The 22,496-nt window shown below is 59.5% G+C and carries 25 protein-coding genes; 12 read left to right on the top strand and 13 right to left on the bottom strand.

What is annotated here, in order from left to right; all coding sequences use genetic code 11:
• Positions 1-67: 67 nt before the first annotated feature.
• The 5 genes from LVD11_RS02870 to LVD11_RS02850 form a co-directional block, all read right to left on the bottom strand.
• Complete coding sequence (locus LVD11_RS02870) at positions 68-820, bottom strand: DUF4194 domain-containing protein (RefSeq protein ID WP_237055877.1); 753 nt, start codon at positions 818-820, stop codon at positions 68-70.
• The gene (locus LVD11_RS02865; protein ID WP_237055875.1) at positions 813-2,273 is read right to left on the bottom strand and encodes a Wadjet anti-phage system protein JetA family protein; all 1,461 of its coding nucleotides are present in this window, start codon (positions 2,271-2,273) and stop codon (positions 813-815) included. Before LVD11_RS02865 ends, LVD11_RS02870 begins: the two co-directional genes overlap by 8 nt.
• Positions 2,274-2,288: 15 nt before the next feature.
• On the bottom strand, positions 2,289-2,489 hold the full coding sequence (locus LVD11_RS02860) for a DUF3012 domain-containing protein (RefSeq protein ID WP_237055873.1): 201 nt from the start codon (positions 2,487-2,489) through the stop codon (positions 2,289-2,291).
• Positions 2,490-2,611: 122 nt separating this feature from the next.
• Entirely contained in the window at positions 2,612-3,985 is a 1,374-nt protein-coding gene (gene cysS, locus LVD11_RS02855) for a cysteine--tRNA ligase (RefSeq protein WP_237057076.1), read from the bottom strand.
• A gap of 124 nt (positions 3,986-4,109) precedes the next feature.
• Positions 4,110-5,786 carry a glutamine--tRNA ligase/YqeY domain fusion protein gene (locus tag LVD11_RS02850; RefSeq protein ID WP_237055871.1) on the bottom strand — a complete coding sequence of 559 codons (1,677 nt, stop codon included), beginning with the start codon at positions 5,784-5,786 and terminating at the stop codon, positions 4,110-4,112.
• Positions 5,787-6,018: 232 nt separating this feature from the next.
• On the opposite strand from LVD11_RS02850, the gene LVD11_RS02845 reads away from it, so the two are divergent.
• From LVD11_RS02845 to LVD11_RS02830, 4 genes are all read left to right on the top strand, one after another.
• On the top strand, positions 6,019-6,528 hold the full coding sequence (locus LVD11_RS02845) for a peptidylprolyl isomerase (RefSeq protein ID WP_237055870.1): 510 nt from the start codon (positions 6,019-6,021) through the stop codon (positions 6,526-6,528).
• 21 nt (positions 6,529-6,549) lie between these two features.
• Positions 6,550-7,275 (top strand): UDP-2,3-diacylglucosamine diphosphatase, encoded by a 726-nt coding sequence (locus tag LVD11_RS02840; protein WP_237055867.1) that lies wholly within the window; start codon positions 6,550-6,552, stop codon positions 7,273-7,275.
• A gap of 78 nt (positions 7,276-7,353) precedes the next feature.
• Positions 7,354-8,514: a saccharopine dehydrogenase family protein gene (locus LVD11_RS02835; protein ID WP_237055865.1), complete on the top strand. Its 1,161-nt coding sequence runs from the start codon at positions 7,354-7,356 to the stop codon at positions 8,512-8,514.
• Entirely contained in the window at positions 8,511-8,984 is a 474-nt protein-coding gene (locus LVD11_RS02830) for a DUF2269 family protein (RefSeq protein ID WP_237055863.1), read from the top strand. Before LVD11_RS02835 ends, LVD11_RS02830 begins: the two co-directional genes overlap by 4 nt.
• Positions 8,985-9,005: 21 nt before the next feature.
• On the opposite strand, the gene LVD11_RS02825 is transcribed toward LVD11_RS02830, so the two are convergent.
• Positions 9,006-9,638 (bottom strand): malonic semialdehyde reductase, encoded by a 633-nt coding sequence (locus LVD11_RS02825; RefSeq protein ID WP_237055861.1) that lies wholly within the window; start codon positions 9,636-9,638, stop codon positions 9,006-9,008.
• A gap of 77 nt (positions 9,639-9,715) precedes the next feature.
• The gene (locus tag LVD11_RS02820; protein WP_237055859.1) at positions 9,716-10,201 is read right to left on the bottom strand and encodes a DUF3429 domain-containing protein; all 486 of its coding nucleotides are present in this window, start codon (positions 10,199-10,201) and stop codon (positions 9,716-9,718) included.
• A 92-nt stretch (positions 10,202-10,293) separates the two neighbouring features.
• Between LVD11_RS02820 and LVD11_RS02815 the strand changes: the two genes are divergently transcribed.
• The gene (locus LVD11_RS02815; protein ID WP_237055857.1) at positions 10,294-10,554 is read left to right on the top strand and encodes a DUF3081 family protein; all 261 of its coding nucleotides are present in this window, start codon (positions 10,294-10,296) and stop codon (positions 10,552-10,554) included.
• Here LVD11_RS02815 and LVD11_RS02810 read toward each other — a convergent pair.
• Together LVD11_RS02810 and LVD11_RS02805 are read right to left on the bottom strand one after the other, a co-directional pair.
• Positions 10,551-11,180 (bottom strand): MiaE family protein, encoded by a 630-nt coding sequence (locus tag LVD11_RS02810; protein ID WP_237055851.1) that lies wholly within the window; start codon positions 11,178-11,180, stop codon positions 10,551-10,553. The genes LVD11_RS02815 and LVD11_RS02810 overlap by 4 nt on opposite strands.
• A gap of 129 nt (positions 11,181-11,309) precedes the next feature.
• Positions 11,310-12,053 carry an iron-containing redox enzyme family protein gene (locus tag LVD11_RS02805; protein WP_237055849.1) on the bottom strand — a complete coding sequence of 248 codons (744 nt, stop codon included), beginning with the start codon at positions 12,051-12,053 and terminating at the stop codon, positions 11,310-11,312.
• A 172-nt stretch (positions 12,054-12,225) separates the two neighbouring features.
• Between LVD11_RS02805 and LVD11_RS02800 the strand changes: the two genes are divergently transcribed.
• Positions 12,226-13,209 (top strand): hypothetical protein, encoded by a 984-nt coding sequence (locus LVD11_RS02800; RefSeq protein ID WP_237055848.1) that lies wholly within the window; start codon positions 12,226-12,228, stop codon positions 13,207-13,209.
• A gap of 16 nt (positions 13,210-13,225) precedes the next feature.
• Here LVD11_RS02800 and LVD11_RS02795 read toward each other — a convergent pair whose 3' ends face one another.
• The 3 genes from LVD11_RS02795 to LVD11_RS02785 all read right to left on the bottom strand — a co-directional run bounded on the left by LVD11_RS02795 (position 13,226) and on the right by LVD11_RS02785 (position 15,207).
• Complete coding sequence (locus LVD11_RS02795) at positions 13,226-13,660, bottom strand: hypothetical protein (protein ID WP_237055846.1); 435 nt, start codon at positions 13,658-13,660, stop codon at positions 13,226-13,228.
• A 57-nt stretch (positions 13,661-13,717) separates the two neighbouring features.
• Positions 13,718-14,668 carry a lipid kinase gene (locus LVD11_RS02790; RefSeq protein ID WP_237055844.1) on the bottom strand — a complete coding sequence of 317 codons (951 nt, stop codon included), beginning with the start codon at positions 14,666-14,668 and terminating at the stop codon, positions 13,718-13,720.
• Positions 14,669-14,751: 83 nt separating this feature from the next.
• A complete protein-coding gene (locus LVD11_RS02785) occupies positions 14,752-15,207 on the bottom strand; it encodes a DUF1289 domain-containing protein (RefSeq protein WP_237055842.1) in 456 nt (151 codons plus the stop codon).
• 309 nt (positions 15,208-15,516) lie between these two features.
• Between LVD11_RS02785 and acnB the strand changes: the two genes are divergently transcribed.
• Entirely contained in the window at positions 15,517-18,132 is a 2,616-nt protein-coding gene (acnB, locus tag LVD11_RS02780; protein WP_237055841.1) for a bifunctional aconitate hydratase 2/2-methylisocitrate dehydratase, read from the top strand.
• Between the two features lie 86 nt (positions 18,133-18,218).
• Here the strand turns inward: acnB and LVD11_RS02775 are convergent, their stop codons facing one another.
• The gene (locus LVD11_RS02775) at positions 18,219-19,199 is read right to left on the bottom strand and encodes an integron integrase (RefSeq protein ID WP_237055824.1); all 981 of its coding nucleotides are present in this window, start codon (positions 19,197-19,199) and stop codon (positions 18,219-18,221) included.
• A gap of 338 nt (positions 19,200-19,537) precedes the next feature.
• Here LVD11_RS02775 and LVD11_RS02770 point away from each other — a divergent pair, with 338 nt between their 5' ends.
• The 5 genes from LVD11_RS02770 to LVD11_RS02750 all read left to right on the top strand — a co-directional run bounded on the left by LVD11_RS02770 (position 19,538) and on the right by LVD11_RS02750 (position 22,325).
• Positions 19,538-19,981: a hypothetical protein gene (locus LVD11_RS02770; protein WP_237055822.1), complete on the top strand. Its 444-nt coding sequence runs from the start codon at positions 19,538-19,540 to the stop codon at positions 19,979-19,981.
• Between the two features lie 148 nt (positions 19,982-20,129).
• Complete coding sequence (locus tag LVD11_RS02765; RefSeq protein WP_237055820.1) at positions 20,130-20,609, top strand: GNAT family N-acetyltransferase; 480 nt, start codon at positions 20,130-20,132, stop codon at positions 20,607-20,609.
• Positions 20,610-20,722: 113 nt separating this feature from the next.
• Positions 20,723-20,998: a hypothetical protein gene (locus LVD11_RS02760; RefSeq protein WP_237055818.1), complete on the top strand. Its 276-nt coding sequence runs from the start codon at positions 20,723-20,725 to the stop codon at positions 20,996-20,998.
• An 82-nt stretch (positions 20,999-21,080) separates the two neighbouring features.
• Positions 21,081-21,395, top strand: coding sequence for a DUF6966 domain-containing protein (locus tag LVD11_RS02755; RefSeq protein WP_237055816.1), 315 nt, complete (start codon positions 21,081-21,083; stop codon positions 21,393-21,395).
• Positions 21,396-21,482: 87 nt separating this feature from the next.
• The gene (locus LVD11_RS02750; RefSeq protein WP_237055814.1) at positions 21,483-22,325 is read left to right on the top strand and encodes a DMP19 family protein; all 843 of its coding nucleotides are present in this window, start codon (positions 21,483-21,485) and stop codon (positions 22,323-22,325) included.
• Positions 22,326-22,496: the final 171 nt, after the last annotated feature.

Here is a 22,496-nt window from a genome sequence, read left to right as displayed (position 1 = left end):
TCGCAGGTTCTCGTGCCTGTTCGGTAGTTCAGTGGGATTATGGCCGCCAGCGGGTACGCGGGCACCCTCAGGATTCATTGGCAACAAAGAGGCTGTGATCAGCGTTTTCCGGCGTAATGCGCCCTTCCCCTGTCTCAGGGACGGCATTCTCGGTGGCTGCCCCGTCATCGGCCGCCACCGTGCCTTGCGCACTGCCGGGCTCCAGCAATTGCTGCAGCGCGGCCTCTGTAACGAACTGCGCAATCGTCGGCCGGACCCGCAACCACACTTCCGCCAGTGATTCCGATTCCTCAGCGCCGGCCAGCTGCACCAGCCGCAACTGGCGCAGCTTGCGCAGCAGGTTGCGACGTTCCGCCAGCCTGTCAGGCAGGGACATTTTCAACAGATTCCGCAGCCCCAGTTCCAACGCCTCGAGGGACAGGGCCACACAACCGTGCTCATCGACCTGGCCCTCGCGCAATGCCTTGTCATACTCCACCCGCAGCACGAGGATTGCAGCCACCTCCTGCTGGGTCAGCCGGGCACGGAAACCGCCGTGGTGGGGTTCCTCCTGGTCGGGCATCCCCGGGACTTCGGCACCGGGCGGGTAGAGACGGATAAACTGGAAACGGCTGTCATGCTGCAGGCGCAACCCCAGGGGTAACAGCCACTCGCGAAGCAGCGCCTCACAGCGCAGGAAACGGTCGTAAAGCTGCGTCTCCACCTGGCTTTCATCCCTGCAGATCACACCATAATCCATGAGCCGCACCAGCAGCTCTGAAAATTCCGCTCGTGTCACGCGGCATTGGGCCAGCGCTTCTTCCAGGGCCTGTTCAATCACTTTCTTTCAACTCGAGATAATATTCATCGAATGCGGCGAAATAGTCGTTACTGGCGGTCTCACCGGTAAATTCCACCTGTACAGCCGGACCGCCCCCCTGGCTGACGGCGGCCGCCTCCAGCGCATGGCTCATGGCCAGCAGGTCCCGGGCGCTTTCCAGCGGCAATTCGCTGCTGTGCACCCGCCTGCCATTCCCCAGGGCCCGCCGGAGATAGTCCCGCAGGTCCGCGCTGTTGAAGTTGAAAGCCTGGTCGAGCATCTGCTGCAGCAGGATATCGCGGCGATTGTCCTCACCCAGCTCCACTTCCTCCTCCATACGGGTATTTACCGGCTCCCGCCGCTGGCGCTGCCAGAGTTGTACCTGCCTGGGATCAAACAGGCGCAATTGGAAGCCGCCCAGCTGTTCGCCGAGATCATCCAGCAACTCCGCGCGATCCCGGCGCTCGCCCAGCTGCTGGCACAGGTCGGCAAACTGTCCCTCGGCCTGGCTGTTGATATAGCTCAGCTGGCGGATGATGATGTCGGCACGCTTGGTAAAGCCCTGCAGAGCCCGGCGTAACGCGGGGAGCTTCACCTCGCAGGCCCGCCGCATGCGGTCCTCGATGGTGTCCAGCATCAGCCACAACAGGGAGCGCCCCTCTTCCACGAACTCCGGCAGCAGCTGTCGCAGGCGCTGCTCCCATTCGGCCTTGCGCTCCCGGTCCTTGCGCCGGATACGGGCAATCACACGGCCGATCGCATCCCGGTGTTTCTCCACACTGTCGGCAGATAAACGGATCGCCAGGTCCGGCTGGAAACGGCTTTCCATAAACGAGAAGAATTCGTCCGTGGCCTGCTGTACCAGCAACTGGGCCTCCACTTCGCGTACCAGTTCACGCTTGCGCTCTTCCAGCTCAGCGATCATATCGGTGAAGTCCGCGACGATACGCTCTGAATACTCCCAGGCGTCAATCAGGTCGTGGATCTCTCCACGGGCGGCGAACGCCTCGAGGGCATTTAGGGTATTGCGCGTGTTCCGGTGCCGCGTACGCACGCGGGCGCTGTTCACTTCAACCAGTGGCTGGGTGAAAAGTCGGCCACGCCGGCTGAAAGGATAAGTCGCGGTCAGGGTCGCGCTATCCACCTGCTTTTCCAGCCAACCGGCCTCCAGCAGACTGTTGAGGGTCCAGGCGGCCTGCTCGCGCAGGTTGCGAAAGCGATGCTCCCTGGCCGGGGAACTCGCGTGACCGGAGGCGGGCTCGGTCTCCCCCCGTTCATCACTGTCGAGCTGGGGAGCCCGGGTCAGTGCCTCAGAGAAGATTTCCAGGATCTTCTCGCGCCCCAGGGACTCACCATAATCTGCCTTGGCGGTGTAAAGGCGCTCGTAAAGGAGGCGCAGGCACTCAACCACCTGCTCCCGGTATTTACCGGTGAGCGGGCGGAAGAAGTGCTGGTAGGGATCATCGAAAAACAATGCGGTCAGGTCCGGTTACTGGCCGCTCTTGCCTTCTTCCGGCTTCTGGTTCAGGACACAGTACTTGGTGTAGTCGCCGGCATCCTGCAGGGTCCACTCGCTCTTGGGTACTTTGTCCATCTTCTTGCACCACGCATCGGAGCCACGCTCGGGCTCACAGGCAGTCAGGGTGACCAGGGCACTTGCAGCGAAAATGAGGGTAAAGAGTTTTTTCATGGGACTGTTCCTTTTTATCAGGGCCTTTTTATCAAGGCCTTTGTACGCGGTCTTGTTATCGAATATGTGAGTTGGCCTGGCCGGCTCCCGCCGCTGGCAGGCAACGGGAAACCGGCGGGCGATCATTCACGCCGCCACTTGGTTCCTTCGCGGCTGTCTTCGAGCACTACCCCCTGGGCCTTGAGTTCTTCGCGAATCTCGTCGGCGCGGGCATAGTTCTTGTCCTTCTTGCTCTGCTGGCGCTCGACGATCAATTGTTCGATCTCTTTCTCGGAAATTGATTCCCCACCGCGCGCCTGCTTGAACCAGGTTTCCGGATCCTGCTGCAAGATACCCAGCAGCTGCCCGGATGCAAGGAGGGCAGCCTTGAGACGTGGTTTGCCCGCCTCTTCCGCCTTGTTCAGCTCGCGGGCGATACGGTGCAGCTCGCCGATGGCCACGGGTGTATTGAGGTCATCGTCCAGGGCCGCGAGGAATACCGTATCTGCAGACGCATCGCCGTCGACGGCAATTTGCTCCACATCCCGCAGGAAACCGTAGAGCGTATCGAGGCTGCGCCAGGCCTGGTCGAGCAGGTCTGCGCTGAAATTCAGCTCAGACCGATAGTGTGCCGACAACAGCGCGAAGCGCAAGACCTCGCCGGGATACTGTTGCAGGAGGTCGTTGACCATTCGGAAATTGCCCAGCGACTTGGACATTTTCTCGCCTTCGATATTGACGTAGCCGTTGTGCATCCAGTAGCGCACGAAGTCGGCGCCATTGGCACAGCAGCTCTGGGCCCGCTCATTTTCGTGATGCGGGAAAGTCAGGTCACGGCCACCACCGTGGATATCGATAGTATCGCCGAGATGCTTCTTGATCATCGCCGAGCACTCCAGGTGCCAGCCCGGGCGCCCGCGGCCCCAGGGGCTGTCCCAGCCTGGCTCATCGTCTTTTGACGGCTTCCACAAGACGAAGTCGCCGGCGTACTTCTTGTACGGCGCAACCTCTACCCGCGCCCCGGCGAGCATATCGTCCAGTGAACGCTTGGAAAGCTTGCCATAGTCAGGCATGGATTCCACCGCGAACAGGACATGGCCATCCGCGGCGTAGGCGTGGCCCTTTTCCAGCAGAGCCTCGATCATTTCGATCATCTCCGGCAGGTGCTGGGTGGCATAGGGGATGATATCCGGCTCGAGATTATTGAGCGCAGCCATGTCCTCGAAATAAGCCTGGGAAAAGCGCGCCGACAACGCACCGATTTCCTCGCCCTGGTCTCGGGCGGCTTTCATGATCTTGTCGTCAATGTCGGTGATGTTACGCGCATAGACTACATCGCTGAACTGTGCCTTCAGCAGCCGGTACAGGGTGTCAAATACCACTGCCGGGCGCGCATTGCCAATGTGGACCCGGTTGTAGACCGTGGGGCCACACACGTACATGCGTACGCGGTCCTCCACCAGCGGCTGGAAGGGTTCTTTCTGTCCTGAAAAGGTATTGTAGAGCTGGAGTGCCATGACTTCCTTCAATGCCTGAATCTTGTTTTGCACCACCTGGTGCACTCAGTAGGCGCTGGGGTGCGGCCTGCGCCGGAATGACGGCATCATCGTCATACCAGCGCAGGCCGGTGCCCAGCTGGGACTACTGCTTGTTCTGCTCTTTCGCCCAACTGTCCCGCAGGCCGATTGTCCGGTTGAATACCGGCTTTTCTGCGCTACCGTATTTGTTGTCGCGACAGAAGTAGCCCTGGCGCTCGAACTGGTAGCCCTGCTCCGGCTCGGCATTGGCGAGACCAATTTCCGCCCTACAGCCGGAAAGCACTTTGAGGTTTTCCGGGTTCACATGCTCGAGGAAGTTCTTGCCCCCGGAATCCGGGGCCGGATCGTCGAACAGCCGGTCGTACAGGCGGACCTCGCATTCCACATGCCGCTCGGCAGACACCCAGTGAATCACGCCCTTGGGCTTGACCCCATCCGCCGGGTCCTGGCCCAGGGTGTCCAGGTCCACAGAACAACGCACTTCAACAATCTCGCCGGCCGCGTCCTTCACCACTTCCTCGGCCTGGATCACGTAGGCATTGCGCAGGCGCACTTTCTTGCCCAACACCAGGCGCTTGTATTTCTTGTTGGCCTCTTCGCGGAAGTCCTCTTTCTCGATATACACCGTGCGGCTGAACGGCAACTCACGCGCAGGCAGGTCATCCCGCACGGGGTGCCCCGGGGCGGACAGGGTTTCCACCTGCCCTTCCGGGTAGTTGGTCAGGGTCACCTTCAGCGGCTCGAGGACACACATGGCGCGGGGGGCATTCTTGTCCAGGTCATCCCGGATGCTGTATTCCAGCATGCCCACGTCCACCACCGAGTCGGAGCGGGTTACCCCGATCATCTCGCAGAAGTTGCGGATTGCCGCCGGGGTGATGCCACGGCGGCGCTGGCCGGACAGGGTCGGCATGCGCGGGTCGTCCCAGCCGTCCACATGCCCCTCGTCAACCAGCTGCTTCAACTTGCGCTTGGAGACCACGGTGTAATTCAGGTTCAACCGCGCAAACTCATACTGGCGCGGGCGAGCCGGCACCGGGAGGTTCTCGATAAACCAGTCGTACAGCGGCTTGTGGTCCTCGAATTCAAGGGTGCAGATCGAATGGGTGACGCCCTCGATGGCATCCGACTGCCCGTGGGCAAAGTCATAGCTGGGATAGATGCACCACTTGTCCCCGGTCTGGTGATGCGCCATTTTCTTGATGCGGTAGATGACGGGGTCCCGGAGGTTGATGTTCGGGGCAGCCATGTCGATCTTGGCGCGCAGGCTGCATTCGCCCTCTTCCATATCACCGTTTTTCATCTGCTCGAACAGCGCCAGGTTCTCTTCCACAGTGCGGTCGCGGTAGGGGCTGTTCTTGCCCGGCTCCGTAAGGGTGCCGCGGTATTCGCGCGCCTGCTCCGGGGTCAGGTGGCAGACGTAGGCCTTGCCCTCCCGGATCAGGTGCAGGGCCCAGTCATGGAGCTGGTCAAAGTAATCGGAGGTGTACTTCACCCCGTCGGCCCACTCAAAGCCCAGCCACTCCACATCGCGCTTGATGGAGGCCACGTATTCCGCCTCCTCCTTGGCCGGGTTGGTGTCATCGAAGCGGAGGTTGCACGTGCCGCCGAATTCCCGCGCCAGGCCGAAATTCAGGCAGATGGACTTGGCATGGCCGATGTGCAGGTAGCCGTTGGGCTCCGGCGGGAAGCGCGTGACCACCTGGGATACCCGGCCCTCGGCCAGGTCCTCGCGGAGGATATTCTGCAGAAAATGAGCGGGCTTGCTCTCGGATGTCATAGTCGTCTCTTACAGCTGTGCAAACTTAAGCGGCGGATTATAGCCTAGTTGGCGCCGGGAATACCGGCCCGCAAGTGATCGATTTTTGCGCACCGCAGCACCCGAGCGGCCCCACCGTCCACTTTTTGACCACACCTCCTGGGCATTACGGCAGGCTCGCCCAAATCCCGTTTCACAGCTACCGGGGAACAGGTATCATGCCGCCCCAAGTTCACCCCGATTAGGATGTTTTATGATCACCCTGCACACAACCCACGGCGATATTGCCATTGAACTCGATTTCGACAAGGCGCCGAAGACGGCGGCCAACTTCCTGCAGTACTGTCGCGACGATTTCTTCACTGGCACCATCTTCCACCGGGTGATCGACAACTTCATGGTCCAGGGCGGCGGTATGACGCCGGACATGGAGCAGAAGCCGACCCGCGACCCGATCGAGAACGAGGCGGACAACGGCCTGAAAAACGATACCGGCACCCTGGCCATGGCCCGCACCATGGACCCCCACTCGGCCAGCTCCCAGTTCTTCATCAACGTCAATGACAATGACTTCCTCAACCACCGCAGCAAGGACGCCCAGGGCTGGGGCTACTGCGTATTCGGCAAGGTTGTCGAGGGCATGGACGTCGTTAACAAGATCAAGACCGTCAAGACCGGCAGCAAGGGTTTCCACCAGGACGTACCGCTGGAGACCATCGAGATCACTGGCGTGACCATTTCCGACGCCTACGCCGATAAGTAAAGCAGAAGGAAGGGCGACTCCTTGTCCAGCTACCTGATTTCAGACCTGCATCTCGACGAAAACCGCCCGGAGATCACCCGGGCCTTTTTCGACTTCCTGCGCGGACGAGCAGCCGGCGCCGAGGCCCTGTACATCCTCGGGGACTTTTTCGAGGTCTGGATCGGTGACGACGACGACGCCCCACTGGCCCGCGAGGTGGTCGACGAACTCAGCCGCTACAGCGGGACCGGCGCCGAGCTGTACCTGATGCACGGCAACCGCGACTTCCTCCTTGGCGAGGACTTCGCCCACCGGGCCGGCGGCATTCTGCTGCCGGACCCGACCCTGGTCACCCTGGCCGGGCAAAAAGTCTTGCTAATGCACGGGGATAGCCTCTGCACCATGGACGAGGAGTACATGGCTTTTCGCCAGCAGGCCCGCGACCCCAACTGGCAGGAAGCGCTGCTGGCCAAGCCGCTGGCTGAACGCCGGCAGATCGCCGCACAGATTCGCGCGGTATCCAAGAGCATGAACAGCCGCAAGGCCGAGGACATCATGGACGTCACGCCGTCCGAAGTTGAGTCCGTCATGCGCGAGCATGGTGTCCGCACCCTGATCCACGGCCACACACACCGCCCCGCTACTCACACCCTGGAAATCGATGGCGAGCCTGCCCGGCGCATCGTGCTGGGCGACTGGGGTGAAAATGGCTGGTGTATCCGCGCGGACAAGAATTCCCTTGATTTGCTGCACTGGCCCATAGCATGATTTCCTGAAAGCGAATCTGGAACAGATTCACCGGAACGGCCGGCCCCGGCTCCTACCGGGGCCAGATGGAGTGGCAGTTTGGTCAGGAACCTCAAAAAACGCGTGCTGATTCTTGGCGGGTACGGAACCTTTGGTTCCCGCATTGCCCGGCTGCTGTCAGACCGCGACGACCTTCAACTCATTATCGCCGGGCACAACCGCTCAAGGGCGGAGCAGCTGGCGTCGGAGCTGCCCGGCCTGGCCGAGGGCCTGCGCCTCGAGCGTGATTCGGTAAATCTCGCCGCGCAACTGCAAACACTCCACCTGGACCTGCTGATTCATTGCGCCGGCCCCTTCCAGGAACAGGACTACCGGGTGGCCCGGGCATGCATCGAATCCCGTACCCCCTACCTGGATATTGCCGATGCCCGCCGCTTTGTCTGCGATTTCCACCGCCTTTCGCCCGCGGCCGAGCGTGCCGGTATCCCCCTGATATCCGGAGCCAGCTCCCTCCCCGCCCTGAGTTCCGCCGTGCTGGCGGAGCTACGCAGTGAGTTCAGCCGTATCGACTCTGTCGATATCGCGATCGCCCCGGCCCACCGGATCGAGCGCGGGCTAGCCACGGTAAGGGCAGGCTTTGAATCCCTCGGCCGCGGCTTCCCGGCTCTCCAGGGCGGTGAATGGCATGAAACATATACCGGCGCCCAGCTCCGTAAGATCCAGCTGGCCCACCCGGTGGGGCAGCGCTGGCTGTGCAATTTCGATGTCCCCGACCTGGAGCTGTGGCCCCGCGCCCTGCCCGACCTGCGGGATGCCCGGTTCGGTACCGGGGTCCAGCCGCGCACGCTGCAGCTGGGGCTGACGCTGTGTGCCCGACTGGCCAGGATGAACCTGCCGGTATCAACACCGTGGCTCGCCCGCCAGGGTCACCGGCTCGCTGCCCGCTGGCCGGGTGGATCTCCCCATGGCGGCATGGTGGTGCATATCGGCGGGATTGATCAGGGACAGGCACCACTGGGCTACCGCTGGCAGGTGCTGGGCCTCGGTGGTGACGGCACATGGATCCCGGCAGCACCGGCGGCGGCCATGGCCCGCAAGATTCTCGACGGCACCTACTGCGAGAGCGGTGCCAGGGCCTGCTGGCAGCTGCTGGAACTGCGGGACATCCTGCTGGAACTGAACCCCTTCTCCGTCATCAGCGCCTGTGAACGGCTGGATGAGACCTGCGGGCGACCGGTGCTGCCGGAATTCCAGACGTGAACGCGTACCTTATGTTCAAAGCGCTGCATGTCCTGAGTGCAATCATCGTATTTGGCACGGGAATCGGAATCGCCTGGTATGCAATGCGCGGCTGGCGCACCGGTGATACCCATATCATGCGATGGATCAGCGCCGAAACGGTGGCGGCAGACTGGATCTTCACCACCGCAGCGATTCTCCTTTTGCTGGGCAGCGCCAGTGGCATGCTGTACAGCAATCCCGCCCTGCTTGGGTTCACCTGGTTGCGCCTCTCGGCAATCCTGACCTTGCTGGTCTTCTGCCTCTGGGTGCCGGTCGTTTACATCCAGTACGGGATCCGCAGGCGCCTGCGCAACCGGTCCGGCCACGCTGGCCAGGAAGGAGACCCGGGCATCCGCCGCCTGGTGCACTACTGGTACCTGTTGGGCGCGCTGGCCCTGCCACTGATGATCGCCATCGTTTTCCTGATGGTGACCAAGCCAGCGCTCTAATCTCTATGCAGGCCACCGCGGTCAGAGGATCTTGCAGACCTCATCAAAGTCAAACCGCGGGCTGCGGGGGTGCAACATTTCCGGCTTACCGTATCCCAGGTTGCACAGGAAGTTAGACTTGATATGGCTCTCGGGCCCGTGTTCCTGCTGGAAAGTAATACCGTCGCTCTCATCACTGAAAAACTCACTGTCCACCTTGCCGTTGTCGAAGCCGGACATGGGGCCACAGTCCAGCCCCAGTGAGCGCGCCGCGAGAATAAAGTACCCCCCCTGCAGGGAGCCGTTGCGAAACGCGGTGGCGGCGGCCAGCTCTGCGTTGTCCACGAACCACTCCCGGGCCGGCGCATGCGGAAACAGCTTTGGCAGGTAATCGTAAAAACGCATGTCGTGCGCAATGATCGCGGTGACCGGAGCCGCCATGGTTTTTTCCACGTTACCCTCGTTAAGGGCCGGCTTCAGCCGTTCCTTCGCCTCTTTACTGCGCAGGAAGAGGATCCGCGCCGGGCAACAGTTGGCACTGGTAGGCCCCATTTTCATCAGGTCATAGAGCCTGGTAAGCGTCTCATCCGTCACCGGCCGGTCGAGCCAGTGGCTGTGCGTGCGTGCCTCGGTAAATAACTGTTCCAGCGCATGCCGGGAAAGCGAGTGACCCATCACTGTCTCCTTTCAGTCATAAGCGATTCTTTGCTGTCAGCCTGGTGGCTGATCACTTCCATTAAGCCGGCCCCTCTTTATGGCACCTGGCGCACCCACACCACGACCAGCATCACCAGGTGGCAACCGATCACGATATAGCTGACACGGCTGCGGGTGCGGAAGTAGGTATACAGCCCCGGGACATTGGGATTGAGCCGTGACTCAGCCCAACGGGTAAATGCAAACCCGAGCGTCAGCAGTAATAGCCCCCAGGGCGTGCGGAACATCAGCAGCCCCAGCCAGGCACCCAGGCACACAAGGTTGCTCAATATCGCCAGTAATATCCGGTGCGGGTGCTCGCCGCGGTTCAGGGCCCCACCCCACCAGATACCACAGAGAAAGCTCAGGATGCAGGCGCTGTAGGCGGCAAACAGGAAGCGCCCCGCAACCCCCATGAATTGAATATTGGACAGCTCCAGCAGGATGCCGATGACAAACGGGGCAATGCCGGCATAGGCCAGCACATTGAAAATGCCGCTGCTACGCGCGGGTGTTGTTATTGTTTCCCTGGCTTGAGTCATGTGGTCTAAGCTGACAACCTGTAGCAGGTAGGCGCCCGCTGCGAGTGGCGCGATGAAACCCAAGCTTAGCCCAAACGAGGCCGGGAGTCCCAGTGGAGCAGGAACACAAGATTGACGTAAAACAGGCGCTGCGGGTATTCGACCGGATTACCCGTGAGGGCGAAAAACGCGACGATGGCTGGCACTACCGGGGCCTGACCGCTGAAACCGACTTCGATGGTTACACGGTGTTTATCAGCTCACCCAAAGTCAGGCTTACCGTTTTCTTCCACAACAAATACACGGTGGATTACCGCAATGCCCACGAACTGGGGGAGTTTGTTGACCTGCTGAAGAAACTGGACCAGCGCTAGCCGCCTGCCGGCACCCCGCTGTGGAAGCGGAACTCACCATCGGTGCCCTCCACCAGGCCTCTTTCAATTTCCAGCAGTTCGCGCACACGTGCGGAAATGTCCTCACCCGCCGCCCCCCTGGCCAGCGTCAGGTAGTCGCGGAAATGGCGGGCTTCGGACTTCAGCAGTGACAGGTAGAATTTCTGCAGCTCATCGTCCAGGCGCGGGGCAATGCGGGCAAAGCGCTCGCAGGAACGGGCCTCGATAATCGCGCCGCAGATCAATGTATCCACCAGGCGCCCGGGCTCCGCGCTACGCACCTGCTCCCTCAGCCCCGCGGCATAGCGCGAGGCACTGAGGTGGGGATACGGGATGCCGCGCTTCTCCATGATGGACAGCACCTGCTCGAAATGCCGCAGTTCCTCCCGCGCCAGCCGCGACATCTTGTGCAATAAGTCGAAGTTATCCAGGTAGCGGAACATCAGGTTCAGCGCTGTGCCCGCCGCTTTTTTCTCGCAGTTTGCATGGTCCACCAGCATCAGTTCGGGTTCGGCCAGTGCCGCCTCAACCCAGGCATCAGGTGTGGGACAGAGCAGGAACTCGTGAATGGCGGACAGGTCGGGCACCTGGGCAGTCTTGGCAGTCATCGGCAAACTTCATTCGGGTAACGCGGAATCAGGGGCGTGATTATAACGGTGGTACTCCGCCTCGGGAATGCCGCTGTTGCCGGCCTGGAAACCACGGTCCCTGGCGGTGCCCCCACAGTATGCCAACTGCTAGCCGGCTCTCCGTGCACTCCCTGCCGACACCAGACCGCAAGCCTCGGCGAGCTCATCCCGGTAGTGCAACCAGCCGTGGAGAACGTGTCCCATCCATTGCAGCACTGCGGGACGCTCACGCTCGTCGACAAAGTCCAGCATCAGGTGCCAGGCCCCCTTGCGATGGGCACTCTCTACCGCGCGCTGCGCGCGCTCGAGTGCCAGGCAGCTCACTGGAAGACCGTAGTATTTCACCAGCGGGTGGTGATGTGCCCGCGGCACGGGCGGCTTGTGGTGACCGGGCTCGATCACACAGCGCTCATGCTGCGTACCCTCCAGGAACAGTGTCGTGACCGCAGTGGCCACTGCCCAGCCATGTCCGGACGTAGCCTCATCCAGCAGCGCCCGGAACGCCGCCGCCTGTGGCAGCAGCTGCGGGTGACGGAAACGCTCCAGGCTCATTCCCAGGCCGCGCGGATACTCGAGAAACAGTTCCGCATGGGGGGCCGAACCGCTGATCTTACCGGTCTCCTCCTCGTACAGGTTCTCCGCCAGCTCACGCCGGACCTTGCACAGCGGACACTGGACATAAGCCCGGCCCAGGAAGATCGGGTAATCGCGCACCCAGACCCCATACTCCTGCTCGAGCAGGATATGCAGGCGCCCCGCCGGGACCTGCCCCCCTTCCAGGGCGGACTGGGACCAGTGCACCTTGCGCTCCATGACGCGCAACAGGGAATCCTTGAATTCGTAACGGTTCATAGCCACGAATAGTAGGACGCGCTGCCACCGGTAGGTAATCGCCCCCACTGGTAACCACCGATCGGCTGGCACCGGGGGTAAATCTGGCAAAACAGTAACTGATTCATTGATAACGACTTAACACGTGGATAATATTCCAAAGGTAACATGGGGATGAACAGGAATTGTGCGCATGGCAGACGAAACCAGCCTGAAAAGGCAGCGTGAAATTGCCGAGCTGGCCCGGGCGATAGGCCCGCAGCTGGAAGGACTGCACCGATGTGCCGCCAGCCTGCAGGGTGAACTGGAGCAACTGCAGGCCGCCCCCGGGCACTGGGATCACTACCTGCTGCAGCCGCCCTTTGCACGGGATGCGGCACAGCAACTGGGCGGCAGCTTTGACCGGCCTTTCTCCCTCGCCGGCGCGTTGTACGCCAGCCTGGATCATATCGACAGCCCGGGTGAGGACGCCCGCGCCACCCTGCAGATTCCCGGCCTGCTCGCCGTACCGGGCCGTGCAATCGACGCCGCCATCAAACTGAACGCGGCCAAGGAAGCATTTGCCGAAGCCGTCAGCGCCTTCCGGCACGCCATCGCCCATCGCCCTGCCCCCGAACGCGACCGGCGCCTGCGCGACCTGTTTGCCGAGGCCGGCCACCCGCGCTCACACCTGCGCCAGTGCTACCGACAGGTGCTGTTGTGCCCCGTCCACCCCGATGCCATTGCCCTCAGCTGGATCAAGGCACGCAAGTCGATTCGCAAGGTCACGGTGGACTGGTGCGAGCGAAAGCTGGTGGCCATGGACCCACAGGGTGCCGACCCCGGCATCCAGTACCAGCGCCAGCTACTGGCCGGCCTGGCCAGGAACCGGCACGAGGACCTGCGCCAGGTACAGGTGCAGAGCCGTCCCAACCTGCAGGTGGCAGAGATTTTCCGCGATGAGGATGCCGCAGGCAGTGAAAGGGGTGACGGAAACGCTGCGGCGGAAAGCTATCGCCAGGTGGGCTATGCGGCGATGCCGGTACTGGTGCGTTCGGACGACTCAGGGCGCCTGCCGGATTTCAGCCGCGTGGACCACGAGCCCGGCGCCGGGCGGCGGCGACAGCGGCGCGACCTCGCACTGCCCCGTGAGCCCTACCTGCCGGCTTTGCGGGTGTTCCTGCGCGGCGGGCACTGAACGCCGCCACCGGCGCTCACCCGGACTGAAGGGCCGCCAGGGTATCTGCCACACTTGCACGGCAACGCCGCAGGAGGTCGCCATGGCCAGCCTCCAGCGCCGCCAGGGCATCCCCCTCCAGCCATGCAAGCAAGTCCCGGTCCGCATCGCGACGCTGGGCCATTACCTCGCGAGCCTGGTCAGCCGAAAACATCGACTCGAGCCGCTGCAGGAGCTGCTCCCCAACCTCGCGCTCGCTGTCCGGGACTGCGGGCAGGTCCCCTGCCGCCCGGATCGCATCGGCAACCAGGCCCGCGAGCTGGTCCCGCTCGCCGGCAATGGCCTGGCAATGGCTCGCCGCGCTTTCATCAGACAGGAACTCGGCGGCGTAGCGGTAATGGTCGGCGCTGTGTTTCAGGGCCACATGGAGGTCGTTCAGGGCCACCTGTACATCGTCGCGAATCAGAGCCATGTGCACCTTCTCCTTTCCTGTATGCCGTTTATTTTCCACCCGCCCGGGTGAATCAGCCTATCCGCCTGAGCCGACACCGCCCTTCGCCGCCGCGGCTTCGGCGGGCACCGTGAGGCCGGGCGCCGCCGTGGAAGCTACCACCTCAAGGGCACCGGGCAATACCCGGAAAGTCGCCGGGGTTTGCGCCACGGGTTCGCCGTCGGCATGCACCTCCATACCCGCAGGCACGGTTTCCAGCTCGATCTGACGCCCCGTGGCGTTAAATACCCGGCGCGCCAGGTCGTGGCGGCCACCCCGCAACAGCGGCGCCAGGGTCAAGAGCTCCCAGAACCGCTGCGGGCGCAGACTGTACAGATTCAGCAGGCCGTCATCGATGGTCGCGTCATCATCCACCACATTGCCGCCCCCGTAAAAACGCCCATTGCCCACTGCCAGCTGGATTGAGCGCAGGTGGGTCTTATTGCCGTCAATCAGCAGGCGGGCCCGGAACTGCCCGCTGCGAACCAGGGCCACGCCCAGCGCCCGCAGGTAGCTGAATACCCCCCAGCGCTTCTTGACCTCATCGGTCAGCTGCCTGGTCACCATCACGCCGAGCCCGACGTTGGCGACATTGAAAAAGTAGTGCCCGTTTACCTCACCCAGGTCGATTGCCCGCCGGTTATTGGCCGCAATCGTGGAGAACGCCTGCTGCAGCTCATTAATGCCCAGGGAGCGCGCCAGGTCATTCGCGGTTCCCAGCGGGAGGATGGCCAGGGGCAGCCGGCACTCCAGCAGGACGCCGGCTGCGGAACTGATGGTGCCATCGCCACCGCCAATGATGACCAGGTCAAATTCACCACAGCGCGAGCGGATTATCTCGCGGGTTTCATCGGGGCTGCTTGATGCAACCTCTTCGACCTTCATACCCGCATCGCGCAGGAGCTCCAGGCCCGCATCCAGGTCGGCACTGGAGCCACTGCGGCTTTTGGGATTGAGAACAAGCAGCGCATGGGTCGGCGCCGAGGGCATCTGGCTGATGGACAGAACTCCTGTTCACTGCACGGGCAGCCGCCCGCCTCTTCCGATTTTAGGGTAGACGCCCGCTATGCGGGTCACGCGCTTCGCAGGCCGGGGGCAACGAAACGCCGGTAATAGGCCACCGACAGCGCGTAAAAGTCCTCATCGATACGGCGGCGCAGCTCCACCAGCGAAGCATTACGGCCCTGGACCGTGGGACGCAGGCCGTAGTCTGCCGGGTTACCGATCTGGCTGGCGCCGGCACGGAGCAACTCAAATACCCAGCAGTAGGGGTTCTGCTGCTCGTCAAAGCGGATCTGCTGGTGGCGCAACTGGGCCTCGAGCAGCCCCTGGTCCACAATCTCCAGCTGGCTGCGCACCGCATTCGCCAGGTAGCCCTCACGGCGCTCGGCGATGATACGGCGCTGTTCCTCGCTGTAGGCGTTCCAGTCGATCACCTCGTGGGCAAAACGCTTGCAGCCACGACACACGTCATCACCGATACCAGTGGAACAGACACCAATGCAGGGGGTGCGGACTTTCTTGTACATCAATTAACCAGGAGTTTCTCCAACCGGGCGCAGGGCGGCGGTAAAATTGAGCACGTAGACTATTTTGTTTGCATCCCGATGGGAAGATCCCCGCAGATTACTGCACACATTACGACCAAAATTCACCGGGCAAATAATGGCAATTTACTTAAGTTATTGATTTTTCAATAAACTTAACAGCTGTGGGGCTTTCCTGTAGAATCCGCGCCCATCCCCAGCGGCCAAGAAACCGGGAAAACCCGCACTGAAATAACCGCGGTGAATTCCACCAGCTGTTGGTCCACCCCACATACAAAGAGGGACTTATCCGTGCTTGAAGCCTATCGCAAACACGTCGCCGAACGCGCCGAACAGGGTATTCCGCCCAAGCCCCTGGACGCCGAACAAGTGGCCGGGCTGGTTGAGTTGTTGAAAAACCCGCCTGCCGGCGAAGAACAGGAACTGGTAGACCTGATCACCCACCGCGTACCGCCGGGTGTGGATGAGGCGGCTTACGTAAAAGCCGGCTTCCTGTCTGCCATCGTCAAGGGCGAGGCGGAATCACCGCTGATCGATCGCGAACACGCCACCAAGCTGCTGGGCCAGATGCTGGGCGGCTACAACATCGCCACCCTGGTGGACCTGCTGGATGACGGCGAGCTGGCCGACCTGGCCGCCGAGCAGCTCAAGGGCACCCTGCTGATGTTTGACGCCTTCCACGATGTGGAAGAGAAAGCCAAGGCCGGCAACGAGCACGCCAAGGCCGTGATCCAGTCCTGGGCCGAGGGCGAGTGGTTCACCAAGCGTGCCAAAGTGCCGGAAAGCATCAAGGTTGCCGTGTTCAAGGTAACCGGTGAAACCAACACCGACGACCTGTCCCCTGCCCCGGACGCCTGGTCCCGCCCGGACATCCCGCTGCACGCGCTGGCCATGTACAAGATGAAGCGCGACGGCCTGGAACCGGAAGAGCCCGGCGTCACCGGCCCGCTGAAGCAGATCGAGGAAGTGAAGGCCAAGGGCCTGCCGGTTGCCTTCGTGGGCGACGTGGTCGGTACCGGCTCTTCGCGCAAGTCCGCCACCAACTCCGTGCTGTGGTACTTCGGTGAGGAGATGCCCGGCGTGCCGAACAAGAAGTCCGGCGGTATCTGCATCGGCGGCAAGGTTGCCCCGATTTTCTACAACACCATGGAAGATGCCGGCGCGCTGGTTTTCGAGGCCCCGGTAGACGACCTGAACATGGGCGATATCATCGAGATCCGCCCCTACGACGGCAAGATCCTGTCCGAGGACGGCAAGGTCCTGTCCGAGTTTGAACTGCGCTCCGAAGTGCTGCTGGACGAAGTCCAGGCCGGCGGACGGATCAACCTGATCGTCGGGCGCGGCCTGACCACCAAGGCCCGCGAATCCCTGGGCATGGAGCCGTCCGACCTGTTCCGCAAGCCCGAGCAACCCAACGACACCGGCAAGGGCTACACCCTGGCCCAGAAGATGGTGGGCAAGGCCTGTGGCATGGAGGGCGTGCGCCCGGGCACCTACTGCGAGCCGAAGATGACCACCGTGGGCTCCCAGGACACCACTGGCCCCATGACCCGCGACGAACTGAAAGACCTGGCCTGCCTGGGCTTCCAGGCCGACCTGGTGATGCAGTCCTTCTGCCACACCGCCGCCTACCCGAAGCCGGTGGACATCGACACCCAGCACAAGCTGCCGGACTTCATCATGAACCGCGGCGGGGTCTCCCTGCGCCCGGCGGACGGCATCATCCACAGCTGGCTGAACCGCATGCTGCTGCCCGACACCGTGGGCACCGGTGGCGACTCCCACACCCGCTTCCCGATGGGCATCTCCTTCCCGGCCGGTTCCGGCCTGGTGGCCTTTGCCGCGGCTACCGGCGTTATGCCGCTGGATATGCCGGAATCCGTGCTGGTGCGCTTCAAGGGCGAGCTGCAGCCGGGCATCACCCTGCGTGACCTGGTCCACGCCATCCCCTACTACGGCATCCAGCAGGGCCTGCTGACCGTGGAGAAGAAAGGCAAGAAGAACGCCTTCTCCGGCCGCATCCTGGAGATCGAGGGCCTGGAGAACCTGACTGTGGAACAGGCGTTCGAGCTGTCCGACGCCTCCGCCGAGCGTTCTGCCGCCGGCTGTACCATCAAGCTGTCCGAAGAGACCATCGCCGAGTACCTGCGCTCCAACATCACCCTGCTACGCTGGATGATCGCGGAAGGCTACGGTTCCAAGCGCACCCTGGAGCGCCGCGCGCGCGCCATGGAAGAGTGGCTGGAAAACCCGGAGCTGATGGAAGCCGACAAGGACGCCGAGTACGCCGAGGTGATCGAGATCGACCTGGCCGAGATCAAGGAGCCGATCGTCTGTGCCCCGAACGACCCGGACGACGCGCGCCTGCTGTCCGAAGTGGCCGGCGACAAGGTGGACGAGGTATTCCTGGGTTCCTGCATGACCAACATCGGCCACTTCCGTGCCGCGGGCAAGCTGCTGTCCCAGCACAAGGGCAGTATCCCCACTCGCATGTGGATCGCCCCGCCCACCAAGATGGACGAGCACCAGCTGATGGAGGAAGGCTACTACAACATCTACGGCGCCTCCGGTGCCCGCACCGAGATGCCCGGCTGCTCCCTGTGCATGGGTAACCAGGCACGTGTGGCGGCCAACAGCACCGTGCTGTCCACCTCCACCCGTAACTTCCCCAACCGCCTGGGCGACGGTGCCAATGTGTACCTGACAAGCGCGGAGCTGGCCTCAGTGGGCGCCATCCTGGGCAAACTGCCCACGCCCGATGAGTACATGAAGTACGCCAACAACATCAATTCCATGGCGGCAGAAATCTACAGCTACATGAATTTCGACCAGATCGAGGAGTTCCAGAAGTCTGCCGAGGAAGGCAAGCGGATCGCCGCGACCGAGATTCAGGAAGTGAGTGTTTAAGCGCTAGCGTAGCCTGAAACGAAAAAGCCCTGCCCTAACCGGCGGGGCTTTTTTTTGGCCCTGGCCCGCCACCCGAGATTCGGAGCTCAGTCCAGGGGACTCACGACCCCGCGCTCGTGAATACCGATGACATGCGTGTAAATCATGGTGGTATTGATATCGTTGTGGCCCAGCAGCTCCTGGATATTGCGAACATCCACCCCGGAAGCGAGCAGCCTTGTGGCGAATGAATGCCGGAAGGTATGGCAACTGGCCTTCTTGCGAATGCCCTCCTCCGCCAACGCCTTTGCCACCGCGCGGCGCACTTGTTGCTCACCAAGATGATGCCTGCGCATCACCTGGCTGCGAGGGTCCAGGGATCGGTCCGGCGCGGGAAATATATATTGCCAGCCCGGCGCGGTCGCGGCCCCGGGGTACTTTTTAGCCAGCGCATGGGGCAAGTACACTTCCCCAAAGCCCTCTTCCAGGTCACGCCTGTGCAGCGCCAGAGCGACTTCTATTTGTGATCGCAACGGCTCGACAAGGGCTTTCGGCAGCAACGTGCGCCGCCACTTCTCCCCTTTCGCTTCCCGCACGAAAATACAATGATGGCCGAAGTCCACATCCTGGACCCTGAGCCGTACCGCCTCCATCACCCTGAGGCCCGATCCATACATGAGGGAAACCAGCAACCGGTGATGGCCGCTTAGCTTCCCGATCACCGCGATCGCCTCCTCATGGGTTAACACCACCGGCAGGCGCTGGCCCTTGCTGGTCCTGTCAAAATCAAGCTTCCCCAGCTCAATACCAAGAAACTGTCGATACAGGAAAACGATGGCATTCAGGGCCGTTTTCTGTGTATTTACAGCGACATTGCGCTGTGTGGCGAGGTAGCCGAGCCATTCATCCACCTCGGGCTTGCCCATCTCCTCAGGCCTGCGCATCTTGTGGAAGCGAATGTAGTCCCGAATCCACCCGCAATAGGTTTTCTCGGTGCGATAGGCCAATTGCCGCCCCCTCATGAATGCGCGCAGGCGATCCATAAAGCGAACTGGCTGTGCCGGAATAGGTACAGGAATGTCATCCATAAGCAGTCCCTTGCCCATCGAGATCTGGATGTTTATACAGCACAAACCATAAAGTGACCAGCCCAGCTTCTGCATTTCAATCGTCACGAGCGTGATTTCTGCACAGGTTGCACAGAAGGTGGAAAACGTCAGGAAATCAACACGTTACTTAGAGCAACCAGACTTCGGATATCAGTCGTGACGATCGTTTTGCTCATCTGGTACGCATATACCAACAGCGTCGGAAGCTTGACGATACCAGGGTTTGGGGCCATTCTGGCGGGTATTCTATTTCGAGATATCGGGCGGAGGGATATGCGTCCCGACGACTACGATACAAATGTTATGAGTCGTAAAGAATGAAGCTACTGCTACTTGTATTATCACTGGTTTCTTTCACTGTATCAGCCGAAGAATCAATCGAAGATTTCTATGGCGAATGGTGCGTAGTAGAAGTAGAGACCTTTCGTGGCGGAATCACTCCGGAGGAAGAGGCAAGAAAATGGCTGAAAAGTGCTGTATTAATTTCAGAATCCAAGTTCGGCTCTTTGTCAAACGAAATTGAAAATCCAGTCTATAAGTTCGTTATAGAAAGCTTTAACGAGAAGGAAGAAGGAAATATAAGACAAAAGGATTCTGTATTTTATGGCGTTTATCCAGATCGTAAAATCATAAAGAAAATTGAAGTTTATGAGAATGAAAGCGAAGAATACCCATATACATACATTGAAGTCGTAAACTCAGGGAAAATATTTGAGCTTTATGATGGCTACGTTTTCACTTACGAGCGTAATTGCTCATAACAATCGCAGGCAGTTTGCTACGGCCCTTCGGGCCTCCGCGGGACGCCCAACGCTATGCACATTTTGTGCGGGTCGCTGCGCTCCCACTTTCGCACAAAATGTGCATAGCATTGGTCGCCCCTGCTGCGGGCGTTAGGGCTCCACAGCTATGAATATCGTCCCAGTTACTGAAACCGATTGGGAGTCGTTAAAGAATATTCGGTTAGAGTCGCTTCTTGATTCTCCCGGTGCATTTGGTATCACGTATCAGGAAGCAAAGGAAATTTCTAAAGATAAGTGGAAGTCAATCGCTTCGGGAAAAAGTGGGTTGAGCTTTTTCATTGCTCGTAGTGATAAAGAGAATGTCGGATTGGTCGGCGGTGTCCGCATCACAGGAGAGTACGAGCTGGTTTCCATGTGGGTAAGACCTGAGAAAAGAAATAATGGTATTGGTGGAAAACTCATCAAAGAGTTACTTGGACACGCTAAATCGCAAGGTTTTACCACTGTAATATTGAATGTGTCTTCAGAAAATAAAGAAGCGTATGAGTTGTATACAAAGCTTGGGTTCAGAGCTTTAGCCGAAGCGAGCGGTACTTCTGGGTCAGAGCTAAAGAAAATGGTTTGGCACTCCGGCTCCGAGCCCTAACAATTTGCTGCAGCCGACGTCTTACTTTATGCACATTTTGTGCGGTCGCTGCGCTCCCAATTTCGCACAAAATGTGCATAAAATAAGCCGCCGCTGAGCAAGGCGTTAAGTTCATGAAATTAATGGAAGTTACTAGGGATCTTTACTCGCTTGATGAAGATCTCACCATATACGCCAAAAAGCCTTGGACCTGTGAGTCTGAAGTTCAGGTTCAATTTGAACCAGAAGAGTCTTTGGTGCCCAGGCCTCTTGAAAAAGAGGGCTTTGAGTATTTCCTTGAGGTTTTTGTGGCCAAAGAAGTTGTTCCAGATCTAGCGGAAATTGAGCCCTCATTTACTCTAGAGCAGTGGTGTGAGCGGCTTATTCGGTACGCCGAAAATGATGCTTAACAAGTGGGTGAAGCTGACCGGTACTACGCTGCGCTCCGCACCGGCAGCTTACCCAGGGCGTTAGCTGTCGAAGGAACCCAGCATGTACGAGAAAACCCGCAAAGACTTGCTGGCAATGATCGAGCTGCTAGAAAGCGATGGCAGTAGATGGTCACAGTTTTTCCAAAAAGCGTTGGCAGCCTTTGATCAAAGTGAATACCAGCGGTGCAGCGAGATCATTATGTCGGGGAGCGGAGGTATGGGCAGCCTCAATGATTTGGTGTTGGGCCAAACCACGGATCGGAATGGGAACTTCCAGTGGAAGCCCGGATATGAAGAATTGAACAACTCTTACCAAGATTTGCTGTCGTCACTCTATGCCTTTGCCCACGGCATACGCCGATCAGCTAACAAGTAGTTGTAGTTTGTTCCGGCCTGCGGCCTCCCCCGGACGCCCCTGTCGGGGCGCCGCTAAACAAAAGCGTTAGGCGTATAGGTTAGGGAAATGATCCTAGAGAGACCAATAATTACAAAATCGAGTTTAGAAGACCAGGATCCATATTCGGTCATAGGCGCAAATATAGATTTTGTTAATGCATTACTTCGAAATCATGTTCGCCTTGATGAAATCTGTCTTGAGTCATTAAAAAGTTACTATGTTGACTATTATTTAGCTCAGGTCAATAATGGAGGCTTTTCTCAGTTTGTATACAACTCCAACTGGGATAATCTCATGATTGATCTAATACTCGAAGGCTTAAGCGACATGGGAGCATTTAAGAACCTTAAGCTTTTCAAAAAGTCCGCACAAATAGTTTCGAGCATGTCCGGCGTGAACTTTGAGAGATTCCTAGATGGTGAGTATTTTGGTAGCTACCTTCAAATAGGCCACTTAAATAAATTTGATGATAGATTTTTCGATCTTCAGAAAACCGAATGCCTAATCAAACTGAATTCAGATTGGTTAAAGTCATTGCCATCCCTGATATTGATAGAATCGAACGAAAGAAATACATATCTAAAGCGACTCATTGATGAAATTCCGGACATTGAAGAAAGAGTTTTGGATTCCAAGCAAGATGAACCTGCGTATATAAACGATATTCGCGCTCTTTGTATTGCTGCAAATCAAACACTTGAGTTTGTTACTGAGGATGATATGAGAGGGCTGGATGGCAAGAAGATTGAAGCTAACGTCAGCCTATTGCTAGAGGGTAAAATTAATACGGCACGTCATTTTATGACTAACAAAGGTCATCATTATATGATGGCTATCAACGGTAAGTTACGATTATTCAGCGGGATCGATGAGCAATTGGTGTTAGAGATTGATGTGCAAAGCGCCTAACAAGCAGCAGCAACCGACCTCCGACAATTGTCACCTTTTTTGCTTCGCAAAAAAGTCGCCAATCACCTCCGGCGGCTGTGCTGGGCGTTATGTGCAAGACTTACCCACGTTTAGTAGACACCCTGTATAGTTAGGTTTCGGCCTAACACGGAGGTGTACCATGGGTAAGAA

Source organism: Microbulbifer sediminum (assembly GCF_021729035.1).
Lineage (GTDB): Bacteria > Pseudomonadota > Gammaproteobacteria > Pseudomonadales > Cellvibrionaceae > Microbulbifer > Microbulbifer sediminum.
Note: the sequence above shows the minus strand (reverse complement) of the source record. Positions and strands in the feature narration are given on the sequence as shown.

Excerpts from the sequence above, each read along its gene's own strand:
- LVD11_RS02760 (WP_237055818.1), top strand. The coding sequence starts at position 20,723 with ATGAAATTAATGGAAGTTACTAGGGATCTTTACTCGCTTGATGAAGAT.
- LVD11_RS02845 (WP_237055870.1), top strand. The coding sequence starts at position 6,019 with ATGATCACCCTGCACACAACCCACGGCGATATTGCCATTGAACTCGAT.
- LVD11_RS02775 (WP_237055824.1), bottom strand. The coding sequence starts at position 19,199 with ATGGATGACATTCCTGTACCTATTCCGGCACAGCCAGTTCGCTTTATG.
- LVD11_RS02850 (WP_237055871.1), bottom strand. The coding sequence starts at position 5,786 with ATGACATCCGAGAGCAAGCCCGCTCATTTTCTGCAGAATATCCTCCGC.
- LVD11_RS02790 (WP_237055844.1), bottom strand. The coding sequence starts at position 14,668 with ATGCCCTCGGCGCCGACCCATGCGCTGCTTGTTCTCAATCCCAAAAGC.
- LVD11_RS02770 (WP_237055822.1), top strand. The coding sequence starts at position 19,538 with ATGAAGCTACTGCTACTTGTATTATCACTGGTTTCTTTCACTGTATCA.
- LVD11_RS02820 (WP_237055859.1), bottom strand. The coding sequence starts at position 10,201 with ATGACTCAAGCCAGGGAAACAATAACAACACCCGCGCGTAGCAGCGGC.
- LVD11_RS02750 (WP_237055814.1), top strand. The coding sequence starts at position 21,483 with ATGATCCTAGAGAGACCAATAATTACAAAATCGAGTTTAGAAGACCAG.
- LVD11_RS02810 (WP_237055851.1), bottom strand. The coding sequence starts at position 11,180 with ATGACTGCCAAGACTGCCCAGGTGCCCGACCTGTCCGCCATTCACGAG.
- LVD11_RS02795 (WP_237055846.1), bottom strand. The coding sequence starts at position 13,660 with ATGGCTCTGATTCGCGACGATGTACAGGTGGCCCTGAACGACCTCCAT.
- LVD11_RS02860 (WP_237055873.1), bottom strand. The coding sequence starts at position 2,489 with ATGAAAAAACTCTTTACCCTCATTTTCGCTGCAAGTGCCCTGGTCACC.
- cysS (WP_237057076.1), bottom strand. The coding sequence starts at position 3,985 with ATGGCACTCCAGCTCTACAATACCTTTTCAGGACAGAAAGAACCCTTC.
- LVD11_RS02755 (WP_237055816.1), top strand. The coding sequence starts at position 21,081 with ATGTACGAGAAAACCCGCAAAGACTTGCTGGCAATGATCGAGCTGCTA.
- LVD11_RS02785 (WP_237055842.1), bottom strand. The coding sequence starts at position 15,207 with ATGTACAAGAAAGTCCGCACCCCCTGCATTGGTGTCTGTTCCACTGGT.
- LVD11_RS02800 (WP_237055848.1), top strand. The coding sequence starts at position 12,226 with ATGGCAGACGAAACCAGCCTGAAAAGGCAGCGTGAAATTGCCGAGCTG.
- LVD11_RS02765 (WP_237055820.1), top strand. The coding sequence starts at position 20,130 with ATGAATATCGTCCCAGTTACTGAAACCGATTGGGAGTCGTTAAAGAAT.
- LVD11_RS02825 (WP_237055861.1), bottom strand. The coding sequence starts at position 9,638 with ATGGGTCACTCGCTTTCCCGGCATGCGCTGGAACAGTTATTTACCGAG.
- LVD11_RS02805 (WP_237055849.1), bottom strand. The coding sequence starts at position 12,053 with ATGAACCGTTACGAATTCAAGGATTCCCTGTTGCGCGTCATGGAGCGC.